Consider the following 22,117-nt stretch of genomic DNA (forward strand, 5'->3'; position numbering starts at 1 on the left):
TCCTTCCTCCCTGTTCCCTCCGATGCGGCCTTCCTCCTCGAGTGCCGAGGCACTTACCTCGCCGCCGACTTTTCCACGGACGCCAGCGATTTCGCAAAAGTCGGCTGTTGCTGCAGCCAGGCTTGATAGGCGGTATCGGTATCGACGATGACCGTGCCGCGCATCTGCGGATGACCGACCCCGCATAGTTCCGCGCAGAGAACTTCGAAGGTTCCCGTCCGTGTCGGCGTGAACCAAAAATAGGTCACCGTGCCGGGAATCATGTCCATCTTTGCCCGGAATTCCGGTACGTAGAAATCGTGCAAGACGTCGATCGAGCGCAGAAGCATCTTGACCGGTTTGCCGGCAGGTATATGCAGCTCGCCGCCTTCGACGATGACGTCGTCCAACCCGGCGGGATCGCTCTTGTTCAAACCGAGCGGGTTGTCCGGAGTAACATCGCGCGTGTTCGCTCTCCCGAGCCGTCCGTCCGCGCCCGGCAGCCGGAAACTCCATTGCCATTGCTGGCTGACGACTTCGACCTCGCTGGCATCGGGCGGGACCGTGACGAACTGTTTCCATACGAACAGGCCAGGTGCGAGCATTGCCGCCACGCCGATTGCCGTTCCGCCGGCGAGCCACCATTCCAACCGCTTGTTTTCAGGCTGGTATGCCGCGCGGTTTCCGGCGCGGTGTCTGAAGCGGAAAACGCAATAGGCTATGAACAACACGACGACCGTGAAAACCACGCCGGTGATCCAGAACGTGATGACGATCGTATTGTCGATATAGCTCCAATTGGACGCGATCGGCGTCCACCACCAAGGGCTCAGCAGATGGAACCCGATCGATCCCACCACCAGCAGAACGAGAATCAATACGACAGCCATCGTCTCCTCCCTGACCCGGCCGCGAACGTTTCCACAATTTCATCGCGAAACGTTTTAGTATTATCTCATGAACAATTCACCCGGGCAATTGCAGCAAAGGTAGTGGTTTATCCCCGCCGATCCGATCGGCGACACGGAAAACAGTTCGTCCATATCAGCCATCGCGCTATTTGGAGTATTGCTTCAGATAGGCAATCAGATTGGTAATCTCGGTATCGTCCTTCAGCCCGACGAAGGTCATTTTGGTGCCCTTCACCTTCGCCTTGGGATCGTGCAAATAGTCGCGGAGCGACGTCTCGTTCCACACGAGACCGCCCTTGCCCGCCTCCTGCATGGCCGGCGAATAGGCGAAATTCGGGTGTGTTCCGGCCGTTCTGCCGAACAGGCCATTCAACGAGGGACCGATCTTGTTCTGGTCCGTTTCGGCTATATGGCAGATGGCGCATTTCTTGAAAACGGTGGCTCCTGCCGTCGCGTCACCTTCCTGTGCAAAGGCGGCAAGCGGTAAAGCAACGGCAGGAAGCAGACAGATCGGAAGAAAACGGTAAGACATGGCAATCCTCATTCTTTCCATCGCTATTCCAAGGCCAGCAAATTCATCAGATAGGACCAGCGGCGCCAAGGTGTTGCCGAAGCGGATTCCTTGCAAACTCAAGACGTACGGTTGGGATAGATTGGAACAACCAATTTGCGATACAGGTGCCAGGTCGAATGTCCGAGGATAGGCATGACGACCGCAAGGCCGACAAAAATCGGGATCGTGCCGATGGCGAGCAGCGCCGCAACGATCAATCCCCAAAGCGCAACCGGCCCCGGATTGCAGAGTGTGGCGCGGATGCTCGTGTTCACTGCTGCGACTGCATCGACATCCCGGTCGAGCAGCAGCGGGAAGGTCACCACCGTTGTCGCCAGCGCAAAGATTGCGAAAACGAACCCGGCCAGGTTGCCCCAAAGCATGAGCGAGAAACCTCGTGAGGTCGTCAGCACCTCCGACAACAGAGTGGAGATCGAGGTCAGGCCGCCCTCGCCGACGGTCATGGTGTAAATGAGCTGCGCAACAATCAGCCAGGCGACGAAATACGCCAACAGCATGAGGCCGACCGCAATGATCGATGGCAGTGCTGGAGAATGACGGACCTCCAGCGCGTGATGCCACGAGCTATCCACTCCCTGCTCACGACGTCGACTGATTTCATAAAGGCCAAGGGCCGCGATCGGACCAACCAGCGCAAAGCCCGATATCAAGGGATAAAGCAGTGGCAGCAGATCGGCGTTGGAGCTCCACATGACCAGGAAGAAGCCCGCGATGGGATACATAAGACAGAGAAAAACGTAATGGGACGGTTTGTCTTTGAAGTCATCAAGTCCCGATCTCAGCGCATCCATAAGATCCGCGACGGTTATCTTCATGACTTCCGGGCGCGCGAATTCACCGCTCGCATCGGCCATGACATGAAATGCGGCCATAGCACCCCTCCTCCGCTGCAATCCGGTGATGCAAAGACGCTCAGCAAATGTTACCGACACGTCAAACCGCAACCGGTGGTCATGAACCTATCAAATTCTGCTGTCCTTGTCGCCTATTCCTTAAATTAGAAATTGGAAAACCAATCACTTGCCGCTTCTCGGCGCCGGAACGATTGACAATTTCCGACGCGAACCTCTTGAAGAGGATGCCCGCCTATGGCGGTGAAGTCTTGCCCATCGACCGTCGCGTAGCCGGCTTTTGGCTTTGGAACACTAAATTGGGCGTCCAAGCAGTCTCTGGAGTGCTTGGAAGCTGATGTCGGTTATGGGGACGATGCTATCGGTGCTCAGGATCCATCCTCGATCCGCACTCTCACCCAAGATCAGGGCGGAGCCTGTTCCAAAGCTTAGACTGACGCCAATTGAACACTCGCCAGATACCGCCGCTTGCACGGTGGGTATAATCGATATCTGGCTCGTGTCCGTACCTAAGCGTGGGCGTGGGGATGATGAACATCCCAGACTACCCATAGTGATGCAGCGGCAGCGAGCACGCCAAGAACGATATCCGTCCACATGGCGTTTGCATTGGTAACAAAACCGAGCAGCCAGGGAGATGCAATCAGCCACAGACCGAGTGCCAGATTGACCCATTCCTCCCATTCAGCAAATACTGAAAGCGCCGCGATCGCAAACACGCCCAAAAGGACGGCAACTATCCATGCGTTCCAGCTGGGTATCATCTCGGCTGTAAAGCCGAAGATCCACGGGGAGACAAATAAACACGCTCCCAGAAGCAGATTTATCCAATTTAGCGTCTTTTTTCTTTCCATCAGAGTGATTGCCATAACAACCTCCTCCCAATAAGAAGCCCAAGATGGCTACATCCAGCGCGAAATTCTCGCCTAACTATATAAGTAATTACTATAATTCCTATTTCAAGATAAAGCGCGAGCGATGCTTCCATTGCGTGTTTGAGATTTCAGCCGCTATGGATGGTTAAGTTATCCATCATGGCTGACCTGCCCGGCATGGCGTAATATTGCCCTTCAACTTCAACTGGGCGGATATTTCCGATTGATACTGTCGATTGCCCCCAGCGCGGCTTCAATCTCTACTTTTGTGCCTCGGCTTGGCTGTTGCTTTACCTCTCAGCCGGCAGCCCCTACTGAGCTTGGCGTCGAAGCCGTTGCCGTTGCCGTGAAGCAATATGATTTCGCCGAGCGGCTTGCCCGCTGGCAATTGCGCGGAGATTTTGCAGCATCTTGGCTTGTGACTCCTGGAGGGGCATCGGCGATTGTGAAAATAAAGAAAAATTCCCGGCTGTTATTCGTGAAGCATGCGAACTATAAGTTCGGTGGGCGAGTCAAGCTCGCCACACAATTGAAGAGGAACTACCATGCCTACAGGTACAGTGAAATTTTTCAATGAGGACAAAGGTTTTGGCTTCATTACCCCCGAGAATGGAGGAACCGATGTGTTCGTTCACGTGTCTGCCTTGCAGCGCGGCGGCTCGCTCAGAGAAGGCGAAAAGGTCAGCTACGAGTTGGGCCAGGATCGCAAGACTGGAAAGTCAAAGGCCGAAAACGTCAGCGTACTCTGATCGCATGATCTAGTGAGGATTTAGCCTGATTCATTGTTGAAAACGGAAACAGGCTAAAACCAATCTCATGCTCTCGACGGGATCTGAACCCTAGATCCCGCGGGCGCAATAAGCGATTGTTTGCAGACTTGACTGGGGTCTTTTCACGATACCTGTCCGCATTCGGCTGCCAATCTGGCGCATCGAAGGTGGGCACATAGCGCTAACATTAAGATCCGTGATCGCATCGTGGCGGGTTCCAGCAAGGCCGCTGTCGCCCACGATCTCAAAGTTTCCGGAATAACCGTCTAGCAGGGACTGTCAGAGATGGCGACCAAAGCCCTGGCGGATTAAATCGCACGCGCCTCACACGCTCTGTCTGTTTGATTTCTACGGCCATGGGCAAGTCGAAATCAGCCCGATCGAAAGTTCGTATCCTTTCAATAGCAAACTTGCCGCTCTGCCTCGCCTCGGCTGTAGAGCGATCTCAGTTTGGCCCGTTGGCCATTCGACATGCTTTGGGAAAAGTCGCTCAATGCCCAAAACATCGCGATTCTTTCTAGCTGAGTCGGATTAGTCATTCCACACCGAAACAGCCCGACCAGCGCGGCGGCAAAACCCTCCCGGCTATATTGAGTATCGTCGAACCAGCTCTGCCTGGTAACGAGATCGAACACTCGCTTTAGAACTTCGAGTTCGTTTTGCGACAGATCGCCTTGTGCGAGACGTTTCAACCTTTCCATGATCCTCTCCACCGCGAGATTGCTTGCAACCCCACGTGAGCTTGGCATGAGCAGAGACTGCCATATGCCAGCTAAGTTTCCTTTTCTACGCAATTCCGGACGGAGAACCGCTATGCACTTTTCCTGGAATTGCTCTAGGCTTTTTCCGCCGGTGACTGTTGCCCATAGAATTTGCGGAATGGCCAGTGTACTCGGCAGTGTGAAGCAGCATAAGATTTCGACGCCGATGGGCGTGATAAACAATTGTCCTTGAGGCATGACCGGGGTCATGTCGCGATCAGTGTTGGCAGCCGGAGATCAGAGCCAGTTCAACGAACGGCAGATGCCGCAGGCAATGGTGAGCCACGCAACAATAATCACTGCAAGCATCATGACCGCGCCCCTCATATTTGCTTGAGGCCCTTTGAAATCCGCAACGATGCCTGCCGTATCGGCGGAGCTTACCTTTCTTGCGGGCCAGCCCACCCTGCTTCCTATTCTTCTGATCAAGCTGGATCTCTCGAAGTTTCTGTGTGTCAGCGCGGTATCAAATAAATGTATCAATCGATGACGTTAGAAGAACCAAAGCTCGTTGCTAGCAGTTACCATGCGTGTCACTAACAAGCCCTTTCAGATGCACGCGAGGGAGCATCGGGAACTCGGTTTCTAAAATCGAAAAAAGAGCGGCTTGCGCTGCCTTTATCAGAAACACCGCCTGCGGTGCATCGAGCTCGCCGGCAATTTGACCGGCATACTGCATCATTTTTGCGAGCGCCAAGATCTCGCTCTGACGTTCCTGTCCTTCAAAATCAACCACTCTTAAGGCCCCATAAAATGATTTCGTGAGGGGAGATTGGCATATTTCGATTGATGAGGTGCGTTGCAAAAGCGTTGCACACGTAATGACTGCATTGAGAATCAACTACATGCGGTAAAGTTGCGGAAAGAGCTCGCGCCAGAGCGGTGTCGCATTGAAAGACCAGTCCGCTACGCGCGCGTGCAACGGCGCCCCAGCAATTGCGCGCATAAGCTCGATCGCATCTTGACGCTTCTGGTCGGTCCAGGCTTTTGCGACGAGTGCCCTCACCTGCGCCGCATCCATATCGGCGGCTTCGGCAACACGCCTCCAGGTCCGATCCTTGAAAAATACACGCCGGGCTGCCTGGGAGAGCCGCAGAGCCTCTTGCCTGCCGATAATACCTTGGCCAATCGCAGCCTCGATTGTCGCATCGACATTGACCAGTGGCACCGACAAAGCGGGATAGCCCAATTCCGCCGGGCCATGAAGAAGAGCGACGTCCGCATCCTCCTCGCGGCAGCCGGAAGCATAGTCGCCGAAGATCCGGCCGACGCCGACCATGCCGTAAGTCTGGCACTCCACCGCACGCAGCGCTCCCATGCTGGCGGCCCCAAACACGGGGACCCCTCGGGATAGGGCAAAGAGTAACTCCTTGTGCCAGACCGGCGCGACGAATTCGAACTGACCGTCGATAAGGCCGATGGCGACAGCCCCATCCTCAAGAGCTTTCACGACGTCGCCTTGGCATGCTGGCGGTCGTATGACCATCGTGCGGTCGGCAAGCGCTTTGGCATCGGGCAGGCTCGGGCCTACGAAGATCACTTTCATAGGAAACCTCTTGACAGCGCGCGGCTGCCGAAACGAATTCGGCGACCCCCGTCCGGATGTTCGAGTTGCGGCGCGAAAACCTTTGTGACCGATGCCGGCAGCCATTCCGGTGCGAGTTCGATTGCATAAAGCTGGTCGATACCGCATCCCGACAGAGTTTCGACTAGGCGGTCGAGCGCATCCCGCGTGGACTTGGCCATCATCGTCGGCAATTCGTTGAGGTTCGTCGTGTATCGCGCCTGGAACGACTGCAGGTGAGCGGGATCGGCGCGGCGTGAGAACAGCTCCGGGACAAGATCATCTCTGGCACCGGCAATGAACGTCATCCGCGACTGCACGGCCTCGGAAATCGCCCGGGCCGCGGCCACATCGGGGGACAAGGATGCTCCCGCCCCCATGGTCAAGTCGACATATCTCAGCGAGCCGTCGTCGCCTCTCGGCCGCAGCAATGCGACGACGGAGGCAACGCCTAGATCGCACGTCACATCGAAAAGGGCGAGATCGAAGTCCGCGGAGAAAATCTTCTCCAGCATCTCGCGAATACCTTCATCTTCGATGCTATGCGGATCTATCCGGCGTGCATACCGGCACGCCGGCTCGCCAACATTCCAGAGGGCGCAAGCATCCCGCTCTACCCGCTCCAGCAACCCGTGCAGGACTGCCTCGTGCCAGGTATTTCCCGACGCCAATCCGTCCGATGACACCCAAAATCGCGGGCTGACATGCGTTCGGTCAAGATGAATGGCCTCGAAGGGTACGAACATTGAGGTGTTCTTCACCAGATCGTGGGCTTGGGACCATCTGATTTGTTCGTTGGTCTCTACCGGTTGCGCGCCGATCGCCAGCAGATCGTCCAAACAATCGATCGCATGACCGCTTGCGGCAAGATCATCCTGACTTGCCATCAACGCTGAACAGAAAGGTTGGGTCGCGACCGATCGCTCGATCGCTTCCATCACCGCGGATGTTTTCGCGGAGACGTCGTCCAGACCTTTTCCCTGAGCGATCACGATCGCCTTGGAATTCGGGGCGTAGGCACACCAAACGGGAATGCCTATGCGATCGAGCTCGGTCTGGCGGCCAACACGGGTTATGCCAAGCCGTTCCAAGTAGGGCGAAACCCTAAAAAGTGTTTCGCCAGGTGGGCACGCCCTAAAATTGTTCGACACGGATGAACGAGCGCCTAACGCTCATAAAGGCCTGAGGCCGCGGAGCAACTCTGACCCCTTTGGCCCGCCAGGATGCAGCCTTGGCAAGATCCCCCTGCATTGCCCAGCTTGCCGCCGCAAGCCTGCTTGCTGGCCCCGGGTCTCTCATCCTGTCCAGATAAGCCAATGCTTCAGTATATTCCCCAAGGAAATAGCTGGCTCCTGCTGCGGTCCAATAATAGTAGTCCGGAGCAAGCGGATTGAGTTCCAGCGCGGTTGCAACCTCCGCGAGGGCATCGGCAAGCGCGCCAAGCCTGGCAACGCCGGACGCATTTTCGACAGCATCCAGATCGCACCGCAATGCGTCGAAGTTCAATGCGAGGCTCGTCGCAACACCGCTGATCAGCAGCCTGGATGATTTGGGCGTCGCGCTCGCCAAACGCAAAAGGGCCGACCTCAAATTGGCGCCGGCGGCCTGAAGATCGCCAGGCCAGAGAAAAGCCGCCAGATCCTTCTGCGGCATCGGCTGTCGACAATTGTAGAGATAGGCCAGCATGAGCAGCGCCTGTCTTGGTACATTCATACGATCACCCTTCTCATCATGGAGGGCGCAACTACCGAGTGTCGTTAAATGAAATGTCATCTTGCTGTGTCAGCGCTCGTTGTCTGGTTCGCTTGATTGCACAAAGGCGACAATCCTCGCCCGCAATCGCTTGTCCTCAATCCCCGATAAGGCTGTCTGCAGCGCGGCCCTGTGATGCTTGGCAAGTCGAAAACCGGACATTGCCTCCATGGAAGGAAGGGCGTCGTCCGATGCGCTTCTAAAGAAAAACATGACCGGCACACCAAGGATTTCAGAAATGCTTAGAAGGCGACCAGCGCCGATTTTTTCGACGCCGCATTCGTATTTCTCGAGCTGTTGAGGGCTTATGCAAAGCTTCTCGGCTAATATATCCTGCGTAATTGACAATTCTTCCCGGCGTAGTCGGATGCGTGATCCAACTTCTACGTCGATCGCATCGTATTTTTTGGCCATGAGGAAACCGCCAGAAGAAAAACTGCTTTCATGTTCGCAGGTTTCCCTCGAATTCACAATCTTCCAACACGGCACCCAAAGTCAACTTTGCACTGTATTAAGAAGTTTCCGATCGCTATTTTGAAAAGCTAGAGCGTTCAGCTTTTCACGGAAACTCTAAACCGCTCGATCTCTTTATTGTCTCGCAATTCCGGCCGGAAAACCGCCGCGCACTTTCCGGAATGACTCCAGAAGCTCGACGGCGAACACATCGTCCAGATGTCATTGATTTGCTCGGCGCCTGCGTGAAAGCACAGACACTCGACATCTCGATCTCAATGCGTGGACATCGACTGCGGCTGGTTGAGGCGGCTGCGGACGGCTGTCAGTTCCGAGGTCGTATGGTTGAGGCGGTCGGCAAGCACGCGCATGATCTCGACGGCCATTTCCGGAAAATCGCTGAGCAGCTTCAGGAAATGCTCCTTGCTGATCTTCAATGCCTCGAGCCTGGATGTGGCCTTTACCGTGGCGGTGCGGGAGACGTCACAGAGGATTGCGATTTCGCCGACGATGGAATTCACGTCAACTTCAGCAACCTTGATCTCGCCGGCCGGGCTATCGACGAGAATATCAGCAGTTCCCGAAAGAACAACGTAGGCGGCATCTCCGTGATCCCCCTGATGAAACAGGGTTTGGCCAGCATTATAGCTGACGCGATCGGACGTAAACGCCAAAAGTTTCAATTTCGCGGGTGCGATGCGCGAAAAAATCGGCACTCGCTTCAGCATTTCAACTTCGTCTTTCAGAAGCATGAGCTTCGATACCCCCAGTGTTCGGCCCCAGACGCACTGTCGAGATAGGATATTACGATAACAGTTCTTTGAACATACCGTTTTTCTCCAAAAGATCGGTACTTGACCCGCTTTCGACAAGACTCCCATGGTCGAAGACCAAAACACGATCGAACAATTCGGCAAAGCTCGGATTGGACAATACCCAGATGATTGCCGGCGCATATCCGTCGCTGTCAAATTTGCCCAGAACGGCTCTCGCAATCTGATCCTGAACGCGATGATCGAGCGCCGGCAGCGGACGGTTGCAGATGATATAATCCGCACGCTTCAATAGTGCACGGCCGAGATTGAGCTTCTGGCGCTGCACGTTCGTCAGGCGCTTGCCGCCCGAACCAACATCAAAATCCAGGCCGATCGACAGGACGCTGTCATGCATGCCGAGGCGGCCGAAGACATCATACATGATCTGGTGAATGCGCTCCGGCGCGTTGGCCTGCTGATGGGCGATGCGGCCGAACAGCACGTTGTCCATCAGGGTCGCCGACGCGGTAAAACGTTCCGGATCATAGCGCTCGATGACCTTGGTCAGATCGGCTGGTATGTTCTCGTAGAATTTCGCCCGCGCCTGGACGATCTTTTCCATCAGCACCTGGGTCAGAAGACCGAAGCGGTGACGTGGTTCGATATAGGAGAAGCTGAGGCGGATGATGGCCGCGCGTTCATCGTCGGTCGCCGCCTCATATCCCTTGCCGTTCAGCTTCTGCAGCAGCGCCTCATAGGTCGGAATATCCTCCGCCGTCATGAAGGTCAGCTGCTGGAAGAACGGATGGTCCGGCGGCAGGTCGGTGAAAAGCTCGACCGCGTTTTCGGCGATCTCCAAGCCCATGTCGTAGAGGTCTGACACGAGCCCGGTCTCGGCGAATATCTGCTGGAAATAAGGATGCGCGGCGAGCTTGCGATTGGTCATCTGCGGCCGCTTCAGCGTGCCGAACAGCAAATTTTCGCCGACCGTCGCCTGCGGATTGTACGCGTCGAACTGGAAGGGAACGACGAGGTCCTCGAGCTTCTCTTCCTCAAGCCGCAACCGCAATGCCTGCCGCAGTTCGACGATACGCGACGTCAGATCCTCATGTGCTGCCGCGTCAACATTCGAGCGCAGCGCCATGTCGAAAATATCCTGGGACATGGCAACGGCATCGAGAACCGGACGGATCACCGAATAGATATCATCCGGCCCCGTGGCGCCCGCAGCCGCATAATCGACCCAGTCACCGTTGAGATCGAATTCCGGATTGGCCGCGCGCCGCGCTTCCATCACGCGCCATTTGGCCTTGGTGGCCTCGTCGTCGGTATAGACGGGAGCAATGAGCGGCGCATGCTTGAGGCCATAGAGCAGATTGCTGCGCAAGGTACCATGGAAGAAAAAGGTTTCGGAAGAAGCATAGGCGATGCGTCGTCCGGTTATCGATTCCGGCAATTCCAGGATATCGCGGCCATCGATCGAGACACGGCCGCTATCCGGCCAGATCAGGCGCCCGAATGCTTCCGCAAGATATTCACCGCCCGCACCGCTGTCGCCCACGATTGCCACCCTTTCCCCGGGATGGATCTCGACCGAGACGTGATCGAGCACGCGGGCGCCGCTATCGTCGACGACGGTCACATTGGTCGCAACCAGGGCATGGGTGATGCGTCCGGCCGGCGCATGCGAGAGGATCTGGATTTTCGGATCGATCAATTTATCGACGCTGAACTGCTCGACCACCTGATTGTATTTGACCTGCACGTCCTGACGCGACTGGTCCCAATCGATCAGCTCTTTCAGCGGTCCGGGCAAATCCTTATAGGCATTGATGACTGCGACGAGCTGGCCGATGTCCAATCGGCCCTGCAAGGCAAGGAAACCGCCGATCAGATAGAACAGGAAGGGCGTGACCTGCGCGAGGAAATTATTGATGAATTTCACCAAAAACTTCCACTGATAGAGATCGTAGCGGATCGAAAAGATCAATCCGAGCCGATGGGCGATATCGGCACGCTCCAAATTCGTGGTGTCGTTGGCGTGAATGGTGCCGATGCCGTCAACGATCTCACCGACACGGCCGGAAAGCTCGCGCGCAGTCAGCTGGCGCTGGCGGCCGAGCTCCAGAAGCCGCTTGCGCATGCGGGGAATGACGATCGCCTGCACGGCGACGATGCCGGCGGCGATCATGCCGAGCCAGAAATTCTGCATGATGATGAAGACGAGCGCCGTCACTGCCTGGCCGCCGAGAAGGGCCGGCTGCACGAAGGCATCGCCGGTGAAGCCGCCCATCGGCTCCACCTCGTCCTTGATCATGGTGGCGATTTCCGCGGGCTTCACGCGCTTGAAAAGGATCGGAGGAAACCGCAGCACCCGATCGATCAGCTCGAAGCGGATGCGTCGCAGCATACGCTCGCCGAGCCGCCCCTTGTAGGTATTGATATACAGCTTGAAGAGGCCGTTGAGCACGACAAGGGCCAGGAACACCATGCTCAGCGCGACGAGCATCCACATGCGGGTCAGCTGGACACCCTGGAAGACTTCGATATGACCGATCAGCGGCACATCGAAGGCGATGTGCATAAAGGTCTGTGTTTGGCCGGGATGCTCGAAACCCTTACCCTGGATCGGCCCGTTGACGATCTGCTTGGGCAGGTCGAAGGACAGAAAGTAAGGGATCATCGACGCCGCGACGACCAGCAGTATCCAGATCTGCTCCAGCCGGGTGTTCGACCAAATGTAACGCGCTAGGCTTTTTTCCATTGCTTACTGCAGGCTTTCAGATTCAACGCCCAGCGCCGGCCTGATGCCGGCACCGATGTTGCAGAGATGCGGGAAGATTTCGTTGCGGATACGTGGCCCCATTGTGAAAAGGGGAACCGCCCGGTCCTTCGTCCACGCTCCTCCCGATTCATCGATTTTTCGATTTATATCACAAGATTGCAGGAATCCAGGAGGATAAAACGACAGGATGGCTCCGATAGCCGCCGCGCCTTTCTCTATATGATTTGGCGCAGAATAGCCGAGGTTCTGGCGGCACCGCCGAGATCGATGTCCGGGTTGCGCGGCTTGGGCCGCGACAGCGCGGTCTTCACGGCCCCGACCAGCAATTCGGTCGTCAATCCCGCCTCCGGCAGGGCCAATGCCAAGCCCAGCTTTTCCAGCCGCTCGGCCCTGACGGACTGCTCCGTTTCGCCGCCAGCCGTGAAGGGAACCAGAATAGCGCGACAACCGGCGACAAGAAGATCGCCGACCGTATTGTAGCCGGCTTGCGAGACCGACAGCTCTGCACCCCGCAGGAGAGATGGAAAATCCTTGCGGAAGCGAACGAGCTCGACATTGCCAGGCGCGTGTCTGGCAAGATCGGCATAGTCCTGTTCGGGCAAATTCGGCCCGGCGACCAACAGCCAGCGGCGATCCGTCGCCACGCGGCTTGCTGCCTCCAGCGATGCACGGATCAGGTCGCGCCCGACGGCGCCGCCGCCGGCCGATACGATGATATCAAAGGTTTCGACGGGTTCCGGCGGCAACGCAGGCGCGACAAGGCCCGTATAGGCAATCTTGTCGGCGATCGCCTCGGTCAAGGGAAAGGTTTCCTCCAGCCGGACAAAATGCGGGTCGCCATGAACGAGCACGCCATCGAAGTGATCGCGAAGCAGCCCTACGGTCTCCTCATCCCGCCCCGGCTTCTTCTGTTGCTGCAGGATATCGCGCACCGAGGTGTAAAGCCTCGGTTTCGGATCGGCCTTCGCAACGGCATCGAGCAGCGGCAGAAGCTCGAAACGCATCTGCCTGCGGCCGAAGGGAAATGCTTCGATGACGACGACATCGGGCGCGGCCTGCCGAAACGCATCCAGCAGCAGATCGCGGCGGCGCGATAGAAAATCCTCGCCGACGGGATTGCCGGCCTGATCGGCCAGGCCGGAAAACCCGGCGCTGCTGGCAACGACAGCGGGCAATGTGACCGAGGTGACATCCGCCCCGGGGAATCCATTTACCGGCACGCCACCGGTGACGACAGTCACCTGGCAGCCGTCCTTCGCCAGTGCGCTGGCAATGCGGCTGGCCCGCGCCAGATGGCCGATACCGAGCAGATGCTGAACGTAGAAGAAAACGCGTAACGGCTGGGAATGCGAAGCCGTCATGCGGATTTCCGCCATTGGTCTTCCCTCTGCCACTGCTCCTCGAACAGCCGCGTCAACTGCCGGATGCTGGCATGATAGTCGAAATGCTCGCGCACCCGCCTTTCGGCCGCCTCACCGAGCTTGTGACGCAGCACCGGGTTGCGAATGGCAGATTCCAGCGCGGCGGCGAGCGCCTGCGGATCCTCGGATGGGACGACAAGGCCGTTTTCGCCGTCCTCGAGCAATTCGGGAACACCGGAGACATTGGTGGAAACGCAGACGAGACGCTGGCTCGACGCTTCCACGAGCACATTGGGCAGGCCATCGCGATCGCCGTCAGCCGCCACGCGGCAGGCGAGCGCGAAGATATCGGCCTGGCGGTAATGGGCAAGCACCTCCTCCTGTGCCAACGCCCCCTTCCAGGTGAGGCGGTCGGCAATGCCGAGCGTGTCGGCCAATGCCTTCAGCTTTGCCAGCCCATCGCCCCCGCCGATGTGGGTAAAGCGCCAGCCGAGATCGCCAGGCAACAGCGCCAGCGCCTTCAGCAACACGTCGTATCCCTTCTTCTCCACCGCGCGCCCGACGCTGAGAATGAGGGCGGGGTCCGAAGCATCCGTGCCATCCCGATCGGAATGTTCGCCGGAAAAGGGGGCGAAGCGATCGAGGTCGAGGCCATGATAGCTCAGATACACCTTGTCATCCGCCTGGATCAGATCTCGCATGTGCTCGAAGCCGGTGCGCGTGCAGGTCACCGTCCAGCGGGCTCGGCCGAGCTTTTCCGAGAGCTCCCAGTCCGGCGAAGTCCAGATATCCTTGGCGTGCGCCGAACAGGTCCAGGGAATGCCCGTCATGATGCTGGCATAGGAGGTCACGGAAGCCGGCGTATGGATGAAATGCGCATGTAGCCATTCGCCGCCATCGGGCCATTCATGCGCCAGAACCAATGCCTGGCCGAAGCGCCGCACGCGGTTTGGGGTGATATCCCGCTTCAGGTCGGCGCAGAATTGCTTCAGGAGCGGTTTGAAGCCGGGCTTGCCGATGCCTGCCCACAAGGCTCGCAGCACCCTTAACGGTTCGTTGTGCAGATATTCCGGCAGATAGACGACACGCGCCTTGATCTCGTCATGGACGGGATGGCGCTTCTTGTCCGTCGGCTTGCGCATCGAAATCAGCGTCAGGTCGAAGCCGGCCTTTTCCAGGCCAAGCAGTTCCTGCGCAATGAAGGTTTCCGACAGGCGAGGATAGCCCTTGAGGACCACCAGTATTTTCTTCCGCATCGACGGCTTCCGATGACCTATTCAGCAACGATCGACAGCGGCGTGTAGCGCTCGCGATCATCGAACCACTCGCCGACGGTGCGCGAAATATGCACCAGTCCTTCAAGGCGCATATTGCTGCTGCTCGCCGAAGGCGGCGCGCGGTTCGGCAGGCGCTTCAGGGCGGTGGCAAGCTGCTTCGGATCGGCGGATTCCTCCGGCAGCAGCATATCGACAAGGCCGAGCTCGCTGGCGCGCTGAGCGCGGATCAGCTGCTCCTCACGCGGGCGGGTGCGCGGAATGATCAGCGCCGGCTTGTCGAAAGACAGGATCTCGCAATAGGTGTTGTAACCGCCCATAGCAACGACGGCTTTGGCGCCGGCGATCAACTCTTCCATCTTGTTGTCAAACTCGATCACCTGCAGACAGTCGATCTTGCTGGCGCGCTCCAGGAGCTGACCGCGCTCCTTGGCCGGCATGTACGGGCCGAGGACGATCAGCGTCTTCTGCGTCAGGGAGCTGTCCTGCTCGAAAGCGCCGACGACATCGCTGACCAAATCGGCGCCGTCGCCGCCGCCGCCTGTTGTCACCAGAATATAGTCCTCGTCGGGCACATGCTCGGATTTCGTGCCCAAAGTGGAAACGCTGCGCTGCAGGAAGCCGACGAACTCCATCTTCCGGCGCACGCCCGCGGGCACGTCGAGCCCGATAAGCGGGTCATGGAAATCCGGCGGGCCGTAGACCCACACACGATCATAGAATTGGTCGATCTTCTGCAGCGCGTTGGTTTTCTTCCACTCCGCTTCCAGCAGGTGCGGCGCGTCCATGACATCGCGCATGCCCAGAACGAGCGTCGTGCCGCGCGCCTTGAGATAGGTCAGCGTCTCTTCGACCTCGCCCTTGAGACCCAACGGCTCCTTGTCGACGATGAAAATATCCGGCTGAAAGGTTTCCGCCGTATGGCGGATGATCGATTGCCGCATCTTCAGCGTTTCCTGCAGGGCGACATGGCTCGCCATCGACGTATATTCGCCGTCACGCAGCTTGATGACGCTTGGTACTTTGACGAAGTCCACGCGGGATCGATAATCGAACGCCCCGGCAATCGTCGCGCCGGAGATGATCAGCACGTTCAGCCCGCGATAATCCTCCACAAGCGCATGTGCGATCGTCCGGCATCGCCGCAGATGGCCGAGACCAAACGTGTCGTGGCTATACATGAGGATTCGAGCATCTTCTAAACGCCGCTTCATTGGTAAAACCTCTGGGGGTAAAAGTCACAACGCGGTTTGTCGGCAAACGACATCCACGACCGCTCGTCGAATTGCAATCCTGTCTTCGCCATTCACCCTGCTATTTGTAGGGATCGGCGGCATCGCGCAACCCGTCTCCTAAAAAGTTGAACGCCAGAATAACCAATATCACGGGGACCATCGGAAAAAGAAGCCATGGATAGAAGGCGATCACGCTAACGTTCTTGGCCTCGGTTAGCAGGATGCCCCAACTGGTGATCGGCGGCCGAAGGCCCAATCCGAGGAAACTTAGGGCAGTTTCGCCGAGAATCATGCTCGGAACCGAAATCGTCGCGGTAGCGATCAGGTGCGACATGAAGCCGGGGATGAGGTGACGGCCGATGACGCGCGGCGTGCTTGCCCCCATCAGTTGCGCGGCAAGCACATAGTCCTCCTCGCGCAAGGATAAAAGCTTGGAGCGCACGGCGCGCGCAAGCCCGGTCCAGTCCAGTATGCCGAGAATGATGGTGATGCCGAAGTAAACGATGATCGGGCTCCAGCTCACCGGCATGATCGCTGCAAGCGCCATCCACAGGGGCAGGCTCGGCAGCGACTGCAACACCTCGATCACGCGTTGCACGAGAAGATCGAAAAGACCGCCATGATAGCCGGCCAGCCCCCCGATGACGATGCCGAGCAGGAAGCTGATTGAAATGCCGATCAGGCCGATCGTCAGGGATATGCGCGCGCCATAAATGACGCGCGACAGGACGTCACGACCGAGCCTGTCCGTTCCGAGCAGATACATCTGGCCGCCGACAGCCGGGCAAACCACATGAACGTTCGAATCCACCAGCCCCCAGAAGCGATAGGCGTCGCCGCGGCAAAAGAAGCGGATCGGCTGCACGTCGGAGGGGTTGTCGGTATAGATCCGGCGCAGCGTCTCGATATCGAGCGTCATCTTGCGGCCGTAGACGAACGGCCCGACGAAATTGCCCTTGTCGAAGAGATGAATCATCTGCGGCGGCGAGTGAATATAGTCGACATTGCGGGTATGCAGCCCGTAAGGCGCCAGGAACTCGGCAATCACGATCATGCCATAGGCCAGTAGCAGGAAAATGCCTGATGCAAGCGCAAGTTTGTGCTTCTTGAACTTCCACCACATCAGCTTCTTTTGCGAAGCCATGTAGTAGCGTTGCTGGCCGGCGGACATGGTCTCGAACTGATCCGGATCGAAATCCGCATTCGAGACGTAGTGCTCCAGGGGGGCACCGGGCTTTGGCAGGGATACGCTCACTTTGTGCTCCTGCCTTGCAAGCGGATGCGGGGATCGAGAAAGCCAAGGGCGATATCGGAGATCAGCACGCCGATGACGTTGAGAAAGGCCAGGAACATCAGGAAGGAGCCTGCAAGATACATGTCCTGGCTCTGCAAGGCCCGGATCAGCATCGGGCCGGTCGTTTCCAGAGACAGCACGATGGCGGTGATCTCGGCGCCGGAAATGATCGAGGGCAGGATCGATCCGATATCGGCGACGAAGAAATTCAGCGCCATGCGCAACGGATATTTCACCAGCACCCTCAATGGGTGCAGCCCCTTGGCGCGCGCGGTGACGACATATTGCTTCTGCATCTCGTCAAGCAGATTGGCGCGCAGACGGCGGATCATGCCCGCCGTGCCGGCGGTGCCGACGATGATGACCGGAATCCACAGGTGCGACAGGATCGAGCGCGCCTTTTCCCAGCTCATCGGCTGCGACAGATATTTTTGATCCATCAAATGACCGATCGATACGCCGAACCAGACATTGGCGAAATACATCAGGATCAGCGCCAGCATGAAGTTCGGAATGGCGATGCCGAGCAGCCCCAGGAAGGTCAGCCCGTAATCGCCCCAGCTATATTGATGGGTGGCGGAATAGATGCCGATCGGGAAGGCGATCAACCAGGTCAAAAGGATCGTCGTCATCGATACGAGGATGGTCAGCCAGAGCCGATCGCCGACGACCTCCGAGACCGGCAGCTGATATTCGAAGGAATAGCCGAAATCGCCGTGCAGCATACCTCCAGCCCAGTGCAGATATTGAAGCGGCAAGGGCTTGTCGAGCCCGTATTCGTGGCGAAGATTCTCCATGTCCTGAAGATTCGCGGTGTCGCCCTGGGCGCGCAATTCGGCGATCTGGCTATCGAAGAAGTCGCCAGGCGGCAGCTGGATGATCGTAAAGACCAGCATCGAGATGACGACCAGCGTCGGGAGCATGACCGCGATGCGCCAGAGGATATATCTAAGCATTCGGACGATCCTCCTTCATCCAGAAGGTGTCCGGCATGTAGACGCCGAGCAGGCAGGTCGGATCGAAGCCGTAAAGCGCCTTTTCCGGCACGTTCTGCATATGGGCCGAATGCACGACCGGCTGTAAAGTGCTGTTGATCAGACCGATGGAGAAAACCTGGTCCGCATAGATCTTCAGCATCTTGTGCCAGACCTCGGCGCGCTCGAAGGAGGAGGCAGCCTCTTCCCATTCGCCCAGCAGCTTGATCAGCTCTGCCGCCTCCGGCACGTCCGGAGCCACCCCTTGCGTCTGGCGCGACAGATAGTACATGCCCCAAAGCGGCCATTGCATCTGGTCATTAGTCGTCGGTGCCAATTCGCCTGGATTCATGTCGGCCGTTGCCACACCATTGTCGAGGCCATACCACAGCGACATCAGAATGCGGCCGCCCATGGCGCGGCTGCGGAAAATATCACGCTGGGACACGCGAATAAAAAGTGCGATGCCAACCTTGCGCCAGTGATCGGTGACCAGCTCCAGCACGTCGGAATCGAGCGTGCTTTCGCCCGGTGTCTCAACGGTGATTTCCATTCGCCGACCGTCTGGCAGCAGGCGGACGCCGTCTTTATCCCGCTTGCCAAGGCCGACAGCGTCCAGAAGAGCATTGGCCTGATCCGGATCGTGCTCGATCCAGGCAGAGGCATACTCAGGTTTGAAAAGCGGGCTGTCGGGCAATACCGTGTTGGCGCTTGCTGTTCCGAGACCGTAGAAGACAGCCATATTGATCTCGTGACGATCGATCGCAAGCGACAGCGCCCTGCGCACCCGAACATCGCGCAAGAGGTCGCGCCAGACGTTGTCGGCGCTGTTCAGATTGGGATACAGGGCAACCCGCGACCCACGCGCCGCCTTCCAGAGATTGACCTTGATCTTGCTCGAATCGCGCTTCTCGGCCTCCTTCAGGAAGGTATAGTCGTTGAAGTCTATGCCGGTTGCCTGCAGGTCGCTTTCTCCAGCACCTGTCTTGGCCGGAATGATCGACGACGAGCTGATGTTCAGGATAAGGCGATCGATATAGGGCAGCTGCCGGCCGTTCTCGTCGACGCGGTGGAAATAGGGGTTGCGTTCGAACACGAATTGCTCGGCCGGCGGCGCCGTCGTGTTTTTCCAGGGATCGAGCACCGGCAGATTGGGATTTTCAGGGCGGTACGAGCGGCCCATCTTGATATGCAGGTCCTGCCATTTCTTCGCCCTGTTTTCCTGCATCAGCGAGGAGAGACGAATCTTGTCCTGGTATTTCTTATGGAACTGCTTGAGATAGTGGGCAGGCCCGGCAATGACGAGCGGCTGCGGAGCGGCGAGGATCGGCAGGAAATTCGGATTGGGGTCATCCCAGGTGTAACGCACCGTCAGCTCGTCGAGCATCTCGAAATTCGGCAGGCTTCCGTGCGGACGCAATTCGAGCGCTCCGCCGCCCGGTGTCAGTTCCTTGTTGAGGATGACATCCTCCCACCAGTAGCGGAAGTCGTTGGCGGTAAACGGATGTCCATCGGACCATTTGTGTCCGTCACGCAGCTTGAAGGTGAAGACCGTATCGTTGACGGCGGAATAGGATTCCAGAATATCCGGCTGCAGCGTCAGCGTGCGATCATAACCCACGAGGCGCGCATAACCGTAGATCGTCATGAGACGGATATCGTTCTGACTGCCGATGATCATGCGAACGGAGCCGCCGTAGCGGCCGGGCACGCGCCCCATGGCAGCCACGTCGACGACGCGCGGAAATTTCGGCAGCCGCTTCGCAAGATGCGGCATCTGACCGGCGCGCAGCCAATCGGCGAGATATTCCGGCTCGTTGTCGACCTCCGCGGCGGCGAGAGGCGACGGCAATATGGTGGAGGCCAGCAGGCCGAGAAAGGTCCGCCGCGTTACCATTTACGCAGCTCCTGGGCTTCGACGCCCCGGCGGGCGCGAACGAAATGTCCGCCCCCCAGATCCGCATAGGCAAGCTCTCCGTCCGCTTCTTCAGAGAATTGCGGCCCCCATTTCTGTTTGGCGGCCGGCCCCTCGCTGTTCAGTGCGGAGAAATCCAAAGGGCGGTCGAGATCGGGGAACGGGACTGCGGCGAGCAACGAGCGCGTATAGGGATGAACGGGATCGCGCAGGATGATTTCGCGCGGCGCGATTTCGACGATGCGTCCCCGCGCCATCACGGCGATCCTGTCGGCCATATAGTCGACCACGGCGAGATTGTGCGAGATGAACAGGTAGGTCAGGCCGAGTTCCTTTTGCAAGTCCTTGAGGAGGTTCAGGATTTGCGCCTGCACAGACACATCGAGCGCCGAGACCGGTTCATCCAGGATGAGAAGCTTCGGCCCAAGCGCCAGGGCACGGGCAATGCCGATGCGCTGGCGCTGGCCGCCCGAAAAGCTGTGCGGGTAGCGGCTGAGAAAATGCTTGTCGAGGCCGATCGCCTGCATCAGCGCCTCGACCTTCTCCTTGCGCTCGGCGCTGTCGCCATGCCCATGGATCTCCAGGGGCTCGCTCAGAATATTGCGGATCGTCATCCGCGGAGAAAGGGATGAAACCGGATCCTGGAAGACCATCTGTATCTTCGTGCGAAGATCCATCAATTCGTCGCTCTTGACGGAAAGCACGTCGATCTTGCCGCTGCCGTCGTCGAAGCTGACGGAACCGCTGTCGGCCGTGATACCGCGCATGAGGATCTTGCTCACCGTCGTCTTGCCGCAGCCGCTTTCGCCGACCAAGCCAAGACATTCGCCGCGGCGGATATCGAAGCTGACATTATCGACCGCGCGGAACTTCGTGCCGTCCCGCCTGCCGAACAGGCCGCCGGCCTTCGATGTATAGGTCTTGGTCAGGTTGCGCACGCTGAGCAGGACATCGGGCGTCGTGCCGGCAGCGGGCGCGACGTGGCCGATCAGTTTCTTCTTGCCGGAGAAAGTGCCGAGATTGACGGGAACATCCCGCAAGGATTTCAGCCGCTCCCCCGGTTTCATGTCGAAATGCGGCACCGCCGACATCAGGGCTTTCAAATAGCGATGCTGCGGCTGGCGGAAAATCGTTTCAACCGGCCCGGCCTCCATGATCTCGCCATGGTAGATGACGACGACCTCGTCGGCCATATTGGCGACGACGCCGAGATCATGGGTGATCAGGAGCATCGCCATGTTGAAGGTCTGCTGGAGATTGCGCAGCAGCCCGAGAATTTGCGCCTGGATGGTGACGTCAAGCGCGGTCGTCGGTTCATCGGCAATCAGAAGCGCCGGATTGCAAATCAGCGCCATGGCGATCATCGCACGCTGGCGCATGCCGCCGGAGAGCTGGAAGGGATACATGTCGAAGGTATGGTAAGGATCCTGAAAGCCGACAAGGCTCAGCATTTCCTCCGTCTTCTCGCGCTGTTCCGCCCTGCTGATGCCGGGGCTGTGAATGCGGAGCACTTCGCTGATCTGGTTGCCCACCGTGTGCAGCGGCGACAGCGACGTCATCGGCTCCTGGAAGATCTTGGCCATGCGCGCACCGCGCAGCCTGCGCATGGCGGCTCCGTCACGCGGCAGTTGGAGCAGATCTGTGGTCTTGCCGTCGAGCGGGTCGGTAAAAAGGATTCGCCCCGTCGCCGTCGCCGGCGCCGGCAGGATGCCCATGATCGACTGGCTGATAATGGACTTACCGGAGCCCGACTCGCCGACGAGCGCCGTGACCTTGCCGGGAAGCACCCGCAAACCGGCGTTTTTGACGACACGCAGATTGTCCCCGTAAAGGGAAAACGAGACGTCGAGGTTCTCAACACGCAGTAGATCAGTCCCTGACGCCATACATATTACTTCCCGCTCACATGACCTTTGTGGCCTTAGGCGGCACACTAACGTAGGGCATAACGGGTGTCTAGCTGGTCAAAGCGGTGCAAAGACTGTAAAAAATCTGTCGTCTTTCCAGTGATATATCGGCCTATGCTGAACCAGG

20 protein-coding genes are annotated in these 22,117 nt (G+C 58.0%); 1 reads left to right on the forward strand and 19 read right to left on the reverse strand.

The features are described 5' to 3' along the window. Positions 1-53 precede the first annotated feature (53 nt). The 4 genes from HGP12_RS08160 to HGP12_RS08175 all read right to left on the reverse strand — a co-directional run bounded on the left by HGP12_RS08160 (position 54) and on the right by HGP12_RS08175 (position 3,184). Positions 54-869 (reverse strand): cytochrome c oxidase subunit II, encoded by an 816-nt coding sequence (locus HGP12_RS08160; RefSeq protein ID WP_168839410.1) that lies wholly within the window; start codon positions 867-869, stop codon positions 54-56. Positions 870-1,035: 166 nt separating this feature from the next. After that, complete coding sequence (locus HGP12_RS08165) at positions 1,036-1,422, reverse strand: cytochrome c family protein (RefSeq protein WP_168839409.1); 387 nt, start codon at positions 1,420-1,422, stop codon at positions 1,036-1,038. A 98-nt stretch (positions 1,423-1,520) separates the two neighbouring features. Continuing rightward, complete coding sequence (locus tag HGP12_RS08170; protein WP_168839408.1) at positions 1,521-2,336, reverse strand: DUF2189 domain-containing protein; 816 nt, start codon at positions 2,334-2,336, stop codon at positions 1,521-1,523. A gap of 488 nt (positions 2,337-2,824) precedes the next feature. Continuing rightward, positions 2,825-3,184: an SPW repeat protein gene (locus tag HGP12_RS08175; RefSeq protein WP_168839407.1), complete on the reverse strand. Its 360-nt coding sequence runs from the start codon at positions 3,182-3,184 to the stop codon at positions 2,825-2,827. A 551-nt stretch (positions 3,185-3,735) separates the two neighbouring features. Between HGP12_RS08175 and HGP12_RS08180 the strand changes: the two genes are divergently transcribed. Next, entirely contained in the window at positions 3,736-3,939 is a 204-nt protein-coding gene (locus HGP12_RS08180) for a cold-shock protein (RefSeq protein WP_007693942.1), read from the forward strand. A 419-nt stretch (positions 3,940-4,358) separates the two neighbouring features. Here HGP12_RS08180 and HGP12_RS08185 read toward each other — a convergent pair whose 3' ends face one another. From HGP12_RS08185 to HGP12_RS08255, 15 genes are all read right to left on the reverse strand, one after another. Next, the gene (locus tag HGP12_RS08185) at positions 4,359-4,931 is read right to left on the reverse strand and encodes a hypothetical protein (RefSeq protein WP_168839406.1); all 573 of its coding nucleotides are present in this window, start codon (positions 4,929-4,931) and stop codon (positions 4,359-4,361) included. Between the two features lie 304 nt (positions 4,932-5,235). Then, the gene (locus HGP12_RS08190; protein ID WP_168839405.1) at positions 5,236-5,457 is read right to left on the reverse strand and encodes a hypothetical protein; all 222 of its coding nucleotides are present in this window, start codon (positions 5,455-5,457) and stop codon (positions 5,236-5,238) included. A gap of 105 nt (positions 5,458-5,562) precedes the next feature. Further along, a complete protein-coding gene (locus HGP12_RS08195; RefSeq protein WP_168839404.1) occupies positions 5,563-6,267 on the reverse strand; it encodes a TfuA-like protein in 705 nt (234 codons plus the stop codon). Continuing rightward, a complete protein-coding gene (locus HGP12_RS08200; RefSeq protein ID WP_168839403.1) occupies positions 6,264-7,436 on the reverse strand; it encodes a YcaO-like family protein in 1,173 nt (390 codons plus the stop codon). Before HGP12_RS08200 ends, HGP12_RS08195 begins: the two co-directional genes overlap by 4 nt. Beyond that, entirely contained in the window at positions 7,420-7,998 is a 579-nt protein-coding gene (locus tag HGP12_RS33945) for a hypothetical protein (protein WP_246703284.1), read from the reverse strand. The genes HGP12_RS08200 and HGP12_RS33945 overlap by 17 nt, the downstream gene beginning before the upstream one ends. Before the next feature lie 69 nt (positions 7,999-8,067). Further along, the gene (locus HGP12_RS08210) at positions 8,068-8,451 is read right to left on the reverse strand and encodes a helix-turn-helix domain-containing protein (protein WP_168839402.1); all 384 of its coding nucleotides are present in this window, start codon (positions 8,449-8,451) and stop codon (positions 8,068-8,070) included. 314 nt (positions 8,452-8,765) lie between these two features. Next, complete coding sequence (locus HGP12_RS08215) at positions 8,766-9,242, reverse strand: cyclic nucleotide-binding domain-containing protein (protein ID WP_168839401.1); 477 nt, start codon at positions 9,240-9,242, stop codon at positions 8,766-8,768. A 52-nt stretch (positions 9,243-9,294) separates the two neighbouring features. Further along, a complete protein-coding gene (locus HGP12_RS08220; protein ID WP_168839400.1) occupies positions 9,295-12,009 on the reverse strand; it encodes an ABC transporter ATP-binding protein in 2,715 nt (904 codons plus the stop codon). A 236-nt stretch (positions 12,010-12,245) separates the two neighbouring features. Then, positions 12,246-13,391: a glycosyltransferase family protein gene (locus tag HGP12_RS08225; RefSeq protein ID WP_168839399.1), complete on the reverse strand. Its 1,146-nt coding sequence runs from the start codon at positions 13,389-13,391 to the stop codon at positions 12,246-12,248. Then, positions 13,388-14,647 carry a glycosyltransferase family 4 protein gene (locus HGP12_RS08230; protein ID WP_168839398.1) on the reverse strand — a complete coding sequence of 420 codons (1,260 nt, stop codon included), beginning with the start codon at positions 14,645-14,647 and terminating at the stop codon, positions 13,388-13,390. Before HGP12_RS08230 ends, HGP12_RS08225 begins: the two co-directional genes overlap by 4 nt. A 17-nt stretch (positions 14,648-14,664) precedes the next feature. Next, positions 14,665-15,879: a glycosyltransferase family protein gene (locus HGP12_RS08235; RefSeq protein WP_168839397.1), complete on the reverse strand. Its 1,215-nt coding sequence runs from the start codon at positions 15,877-15,879 to the stop codon at positions 14,665-14,667. 100 nt (positions 15,880-15,979) lie between these two features. Further along, positions 15,980-17,155, reverse strand: coding sequence for an ABC transporter permease (locus HGP12_RS08240; protein ID WP_168839396.1), 1,176 nt, complete (start codon positions 17,153-17,155; stop codon positions 15,980-15,982). Beyond that, positions 17,152-18,150: an ABC transporter permease gene (locus HGP12_RS08245; protein WP_168839395.1), complete on the reverse strand. Its 999-nt coding sequence runs from the start codon at positions 18,148-18,150 to the stop codon at positions 17,152-17,154. Before HGP12_RS08245 ends, HGP12_RS08240 begins: the two co-directional genes overlap by 4 nt. Further along, positions 18,143-20,065 (reverse strand): ABC transporter substrate-binding protein, encoded by a 1,923-nt coding sequence (locus HGP12_RS08250; protein ID WP_168839394.1) that lies wholly within the window; start codon positions 20,063-20,065, stop codon positions 18,143-18,145. Before HGP12_RS08250 ends, HGP12_RS08245 begins: the two co-directional genes overlap by 8 nt. Then, positions 20,059-21,969: an ABC transporter ATP-binding protein gene (locus HGP12_RS08255; protein ID WP_168878701.1), complete on the reverse strand. Its 1,911-nt coding sequence runs from the start codon at positions 21,967-21,969 to the stop codon at positions 20,059-20,061. The genes HGP12_RS08250 and HGP12_RS08255 overlap by 7 nt, the downstream gene beginning before the upstream one ends. Positions 21,970-22,117 lie beyond the last annotated feature (148 nt).

The organism is Rhizobium sp. P28RR-XV (genome assembly GCF_012641385.1).
In the GTDB taxonomy this organism is placed as follows: domain Bacteria; phylum Pseudomonadota; class Alphaproteobacteria; order Rhizobiales; family Rhizobiaceae; genus Rhizobium.

What these genes read in the sequence shown, in the direction of transcription:
- HGP12_RS08160 (WP_168839410.1), bottom strand. Translation starts at nt 869, where the DNA reads ATGGCTGTCGTATTGATTCTCGTTCTGCTGGTGGTGGGATCGATCGGG.
- HGP12_RS08250 (WP_168839394.1), bottom strand. Translation starts at nt 20,065, where the DNA reads ATGGTAACGCGGCGGACCTTTCTCGGCCTGCTGGCCTCCACCATATTG.
- HGP12_RS08225 (WP_168839399.1), bottom strand. Translation starts at nt 13,391, where the DNA reads ATGACGGCTTCGCATTCCCAGCCGTTACGCGTTTTCTTCTACGTTCAG.
- HGP12_RS08175 (WP_168839407.1), bottom strand. Translation starts at nt 3,184, where the DNA reads ATGGCAATCACTCTGATGGAAAGAAAAAAGACGCTAAATTGGATAAAT.
- HGP12_RS08245 (WP_168839395.1), bottom strand. Translation starts at nt 18,150, where the DNA reads ATGCTTAGATATATCCTCTGGCGCATCGCGGTCATGCTCCCGACGCTG.
- HGP12_RS08255 (WP_168878701.1), bottom strand. Translation starts at nt 21,969, where the DNA reads ATGGCGTCAGGGACTGATCTACTGCGTGTTGAGAACCTCGACGTCTCG.
- HGP12_RS08195 (WP_168839404.1), bottom strand. Translation starts at nt 6,267, where the DNA reads ATGAAAGTGATCTTCGTAGGCCCGAGCCTGCCCGATGCCAAAGCGCTT.
- HGP12_RS08215 (WP_168839401.1), bottom strand. Translation starts at nt 9,242, where the DNA reads ATGCTTCTGAAAGACGAAGTTGAAATGCTGAAGCGAGTGCCGATTTTT.
- HGP12_RS08185 (WP_168839406.1), bottom strand. Translation starts at nt 4,931, where the DNA reads ATGACCCCGGTCATGCCTCAAGGACAATTGTTTATCACGCCCATCGGC.
- HGP12_RS08230 (WP_168839398.1), bottom strand. Translation starts at nt 14,647, where the DNA reads ATGCGGAAGAAAATACTGGTGGTCCTCAAGGGCTATCCTCGCCTGTCG.
- HGP12_RS08165 (WP_168839409.1), bottom strand. Translation starts at nt 1,422, where the DNA reads ATGTCTTACCGTTTTCTTCCGATCTGTCTGCTTCCTGCCGTTGCTTTA.
- HGP12_RS33945 (WP_246703284.1), bottom strand. Translation starts at nt 7,998, where the DNA reads ATGAATGTACCAAGACAGGCGCTGCTCATGCTGGCCTATCTCTACAAT.
- HGP12_RS08210 (WP_168839402.1), bottom strand. Translation starts at nt 8,451, where the DNA reads ATGGCCAAAAAATACGATGCGATCGACGTAGAAGTTGGATCACGCATC.
- HGP12_RS08220 (WP_168839400.1), bottom strand. Translation starts at nt 12,009, where the DNA reads ATGGAAAAAAGCCTAGCGCGTTACATTTGGTCGAACACCCGGCTGGAG.
- HGP12_RS08170 (WP_168839408.1), bottom strand. Translation starts at nt 2,336, where the DNA reads ATGGCCGCATTTCATGTCATGGCCGATGCGAGCGGTGAATTCGCGCGC.
- HGP12_RS08235 (WP_168839397.1), bottom strand. Translation starts at nt 15,879, where the DNA reads ATGAAGCGGCGTTTAGAAGATGCTCGAATCCTCATGTATAGCCACGAC.
- HGP12_RS08180 (WP_007693942.1), top strand. Translation starts at nt 3,736, where the DNA reads ATGCCTACAGGTACAGTGAAATTTTTCAATGAGGACAAAGGTTTTGGC.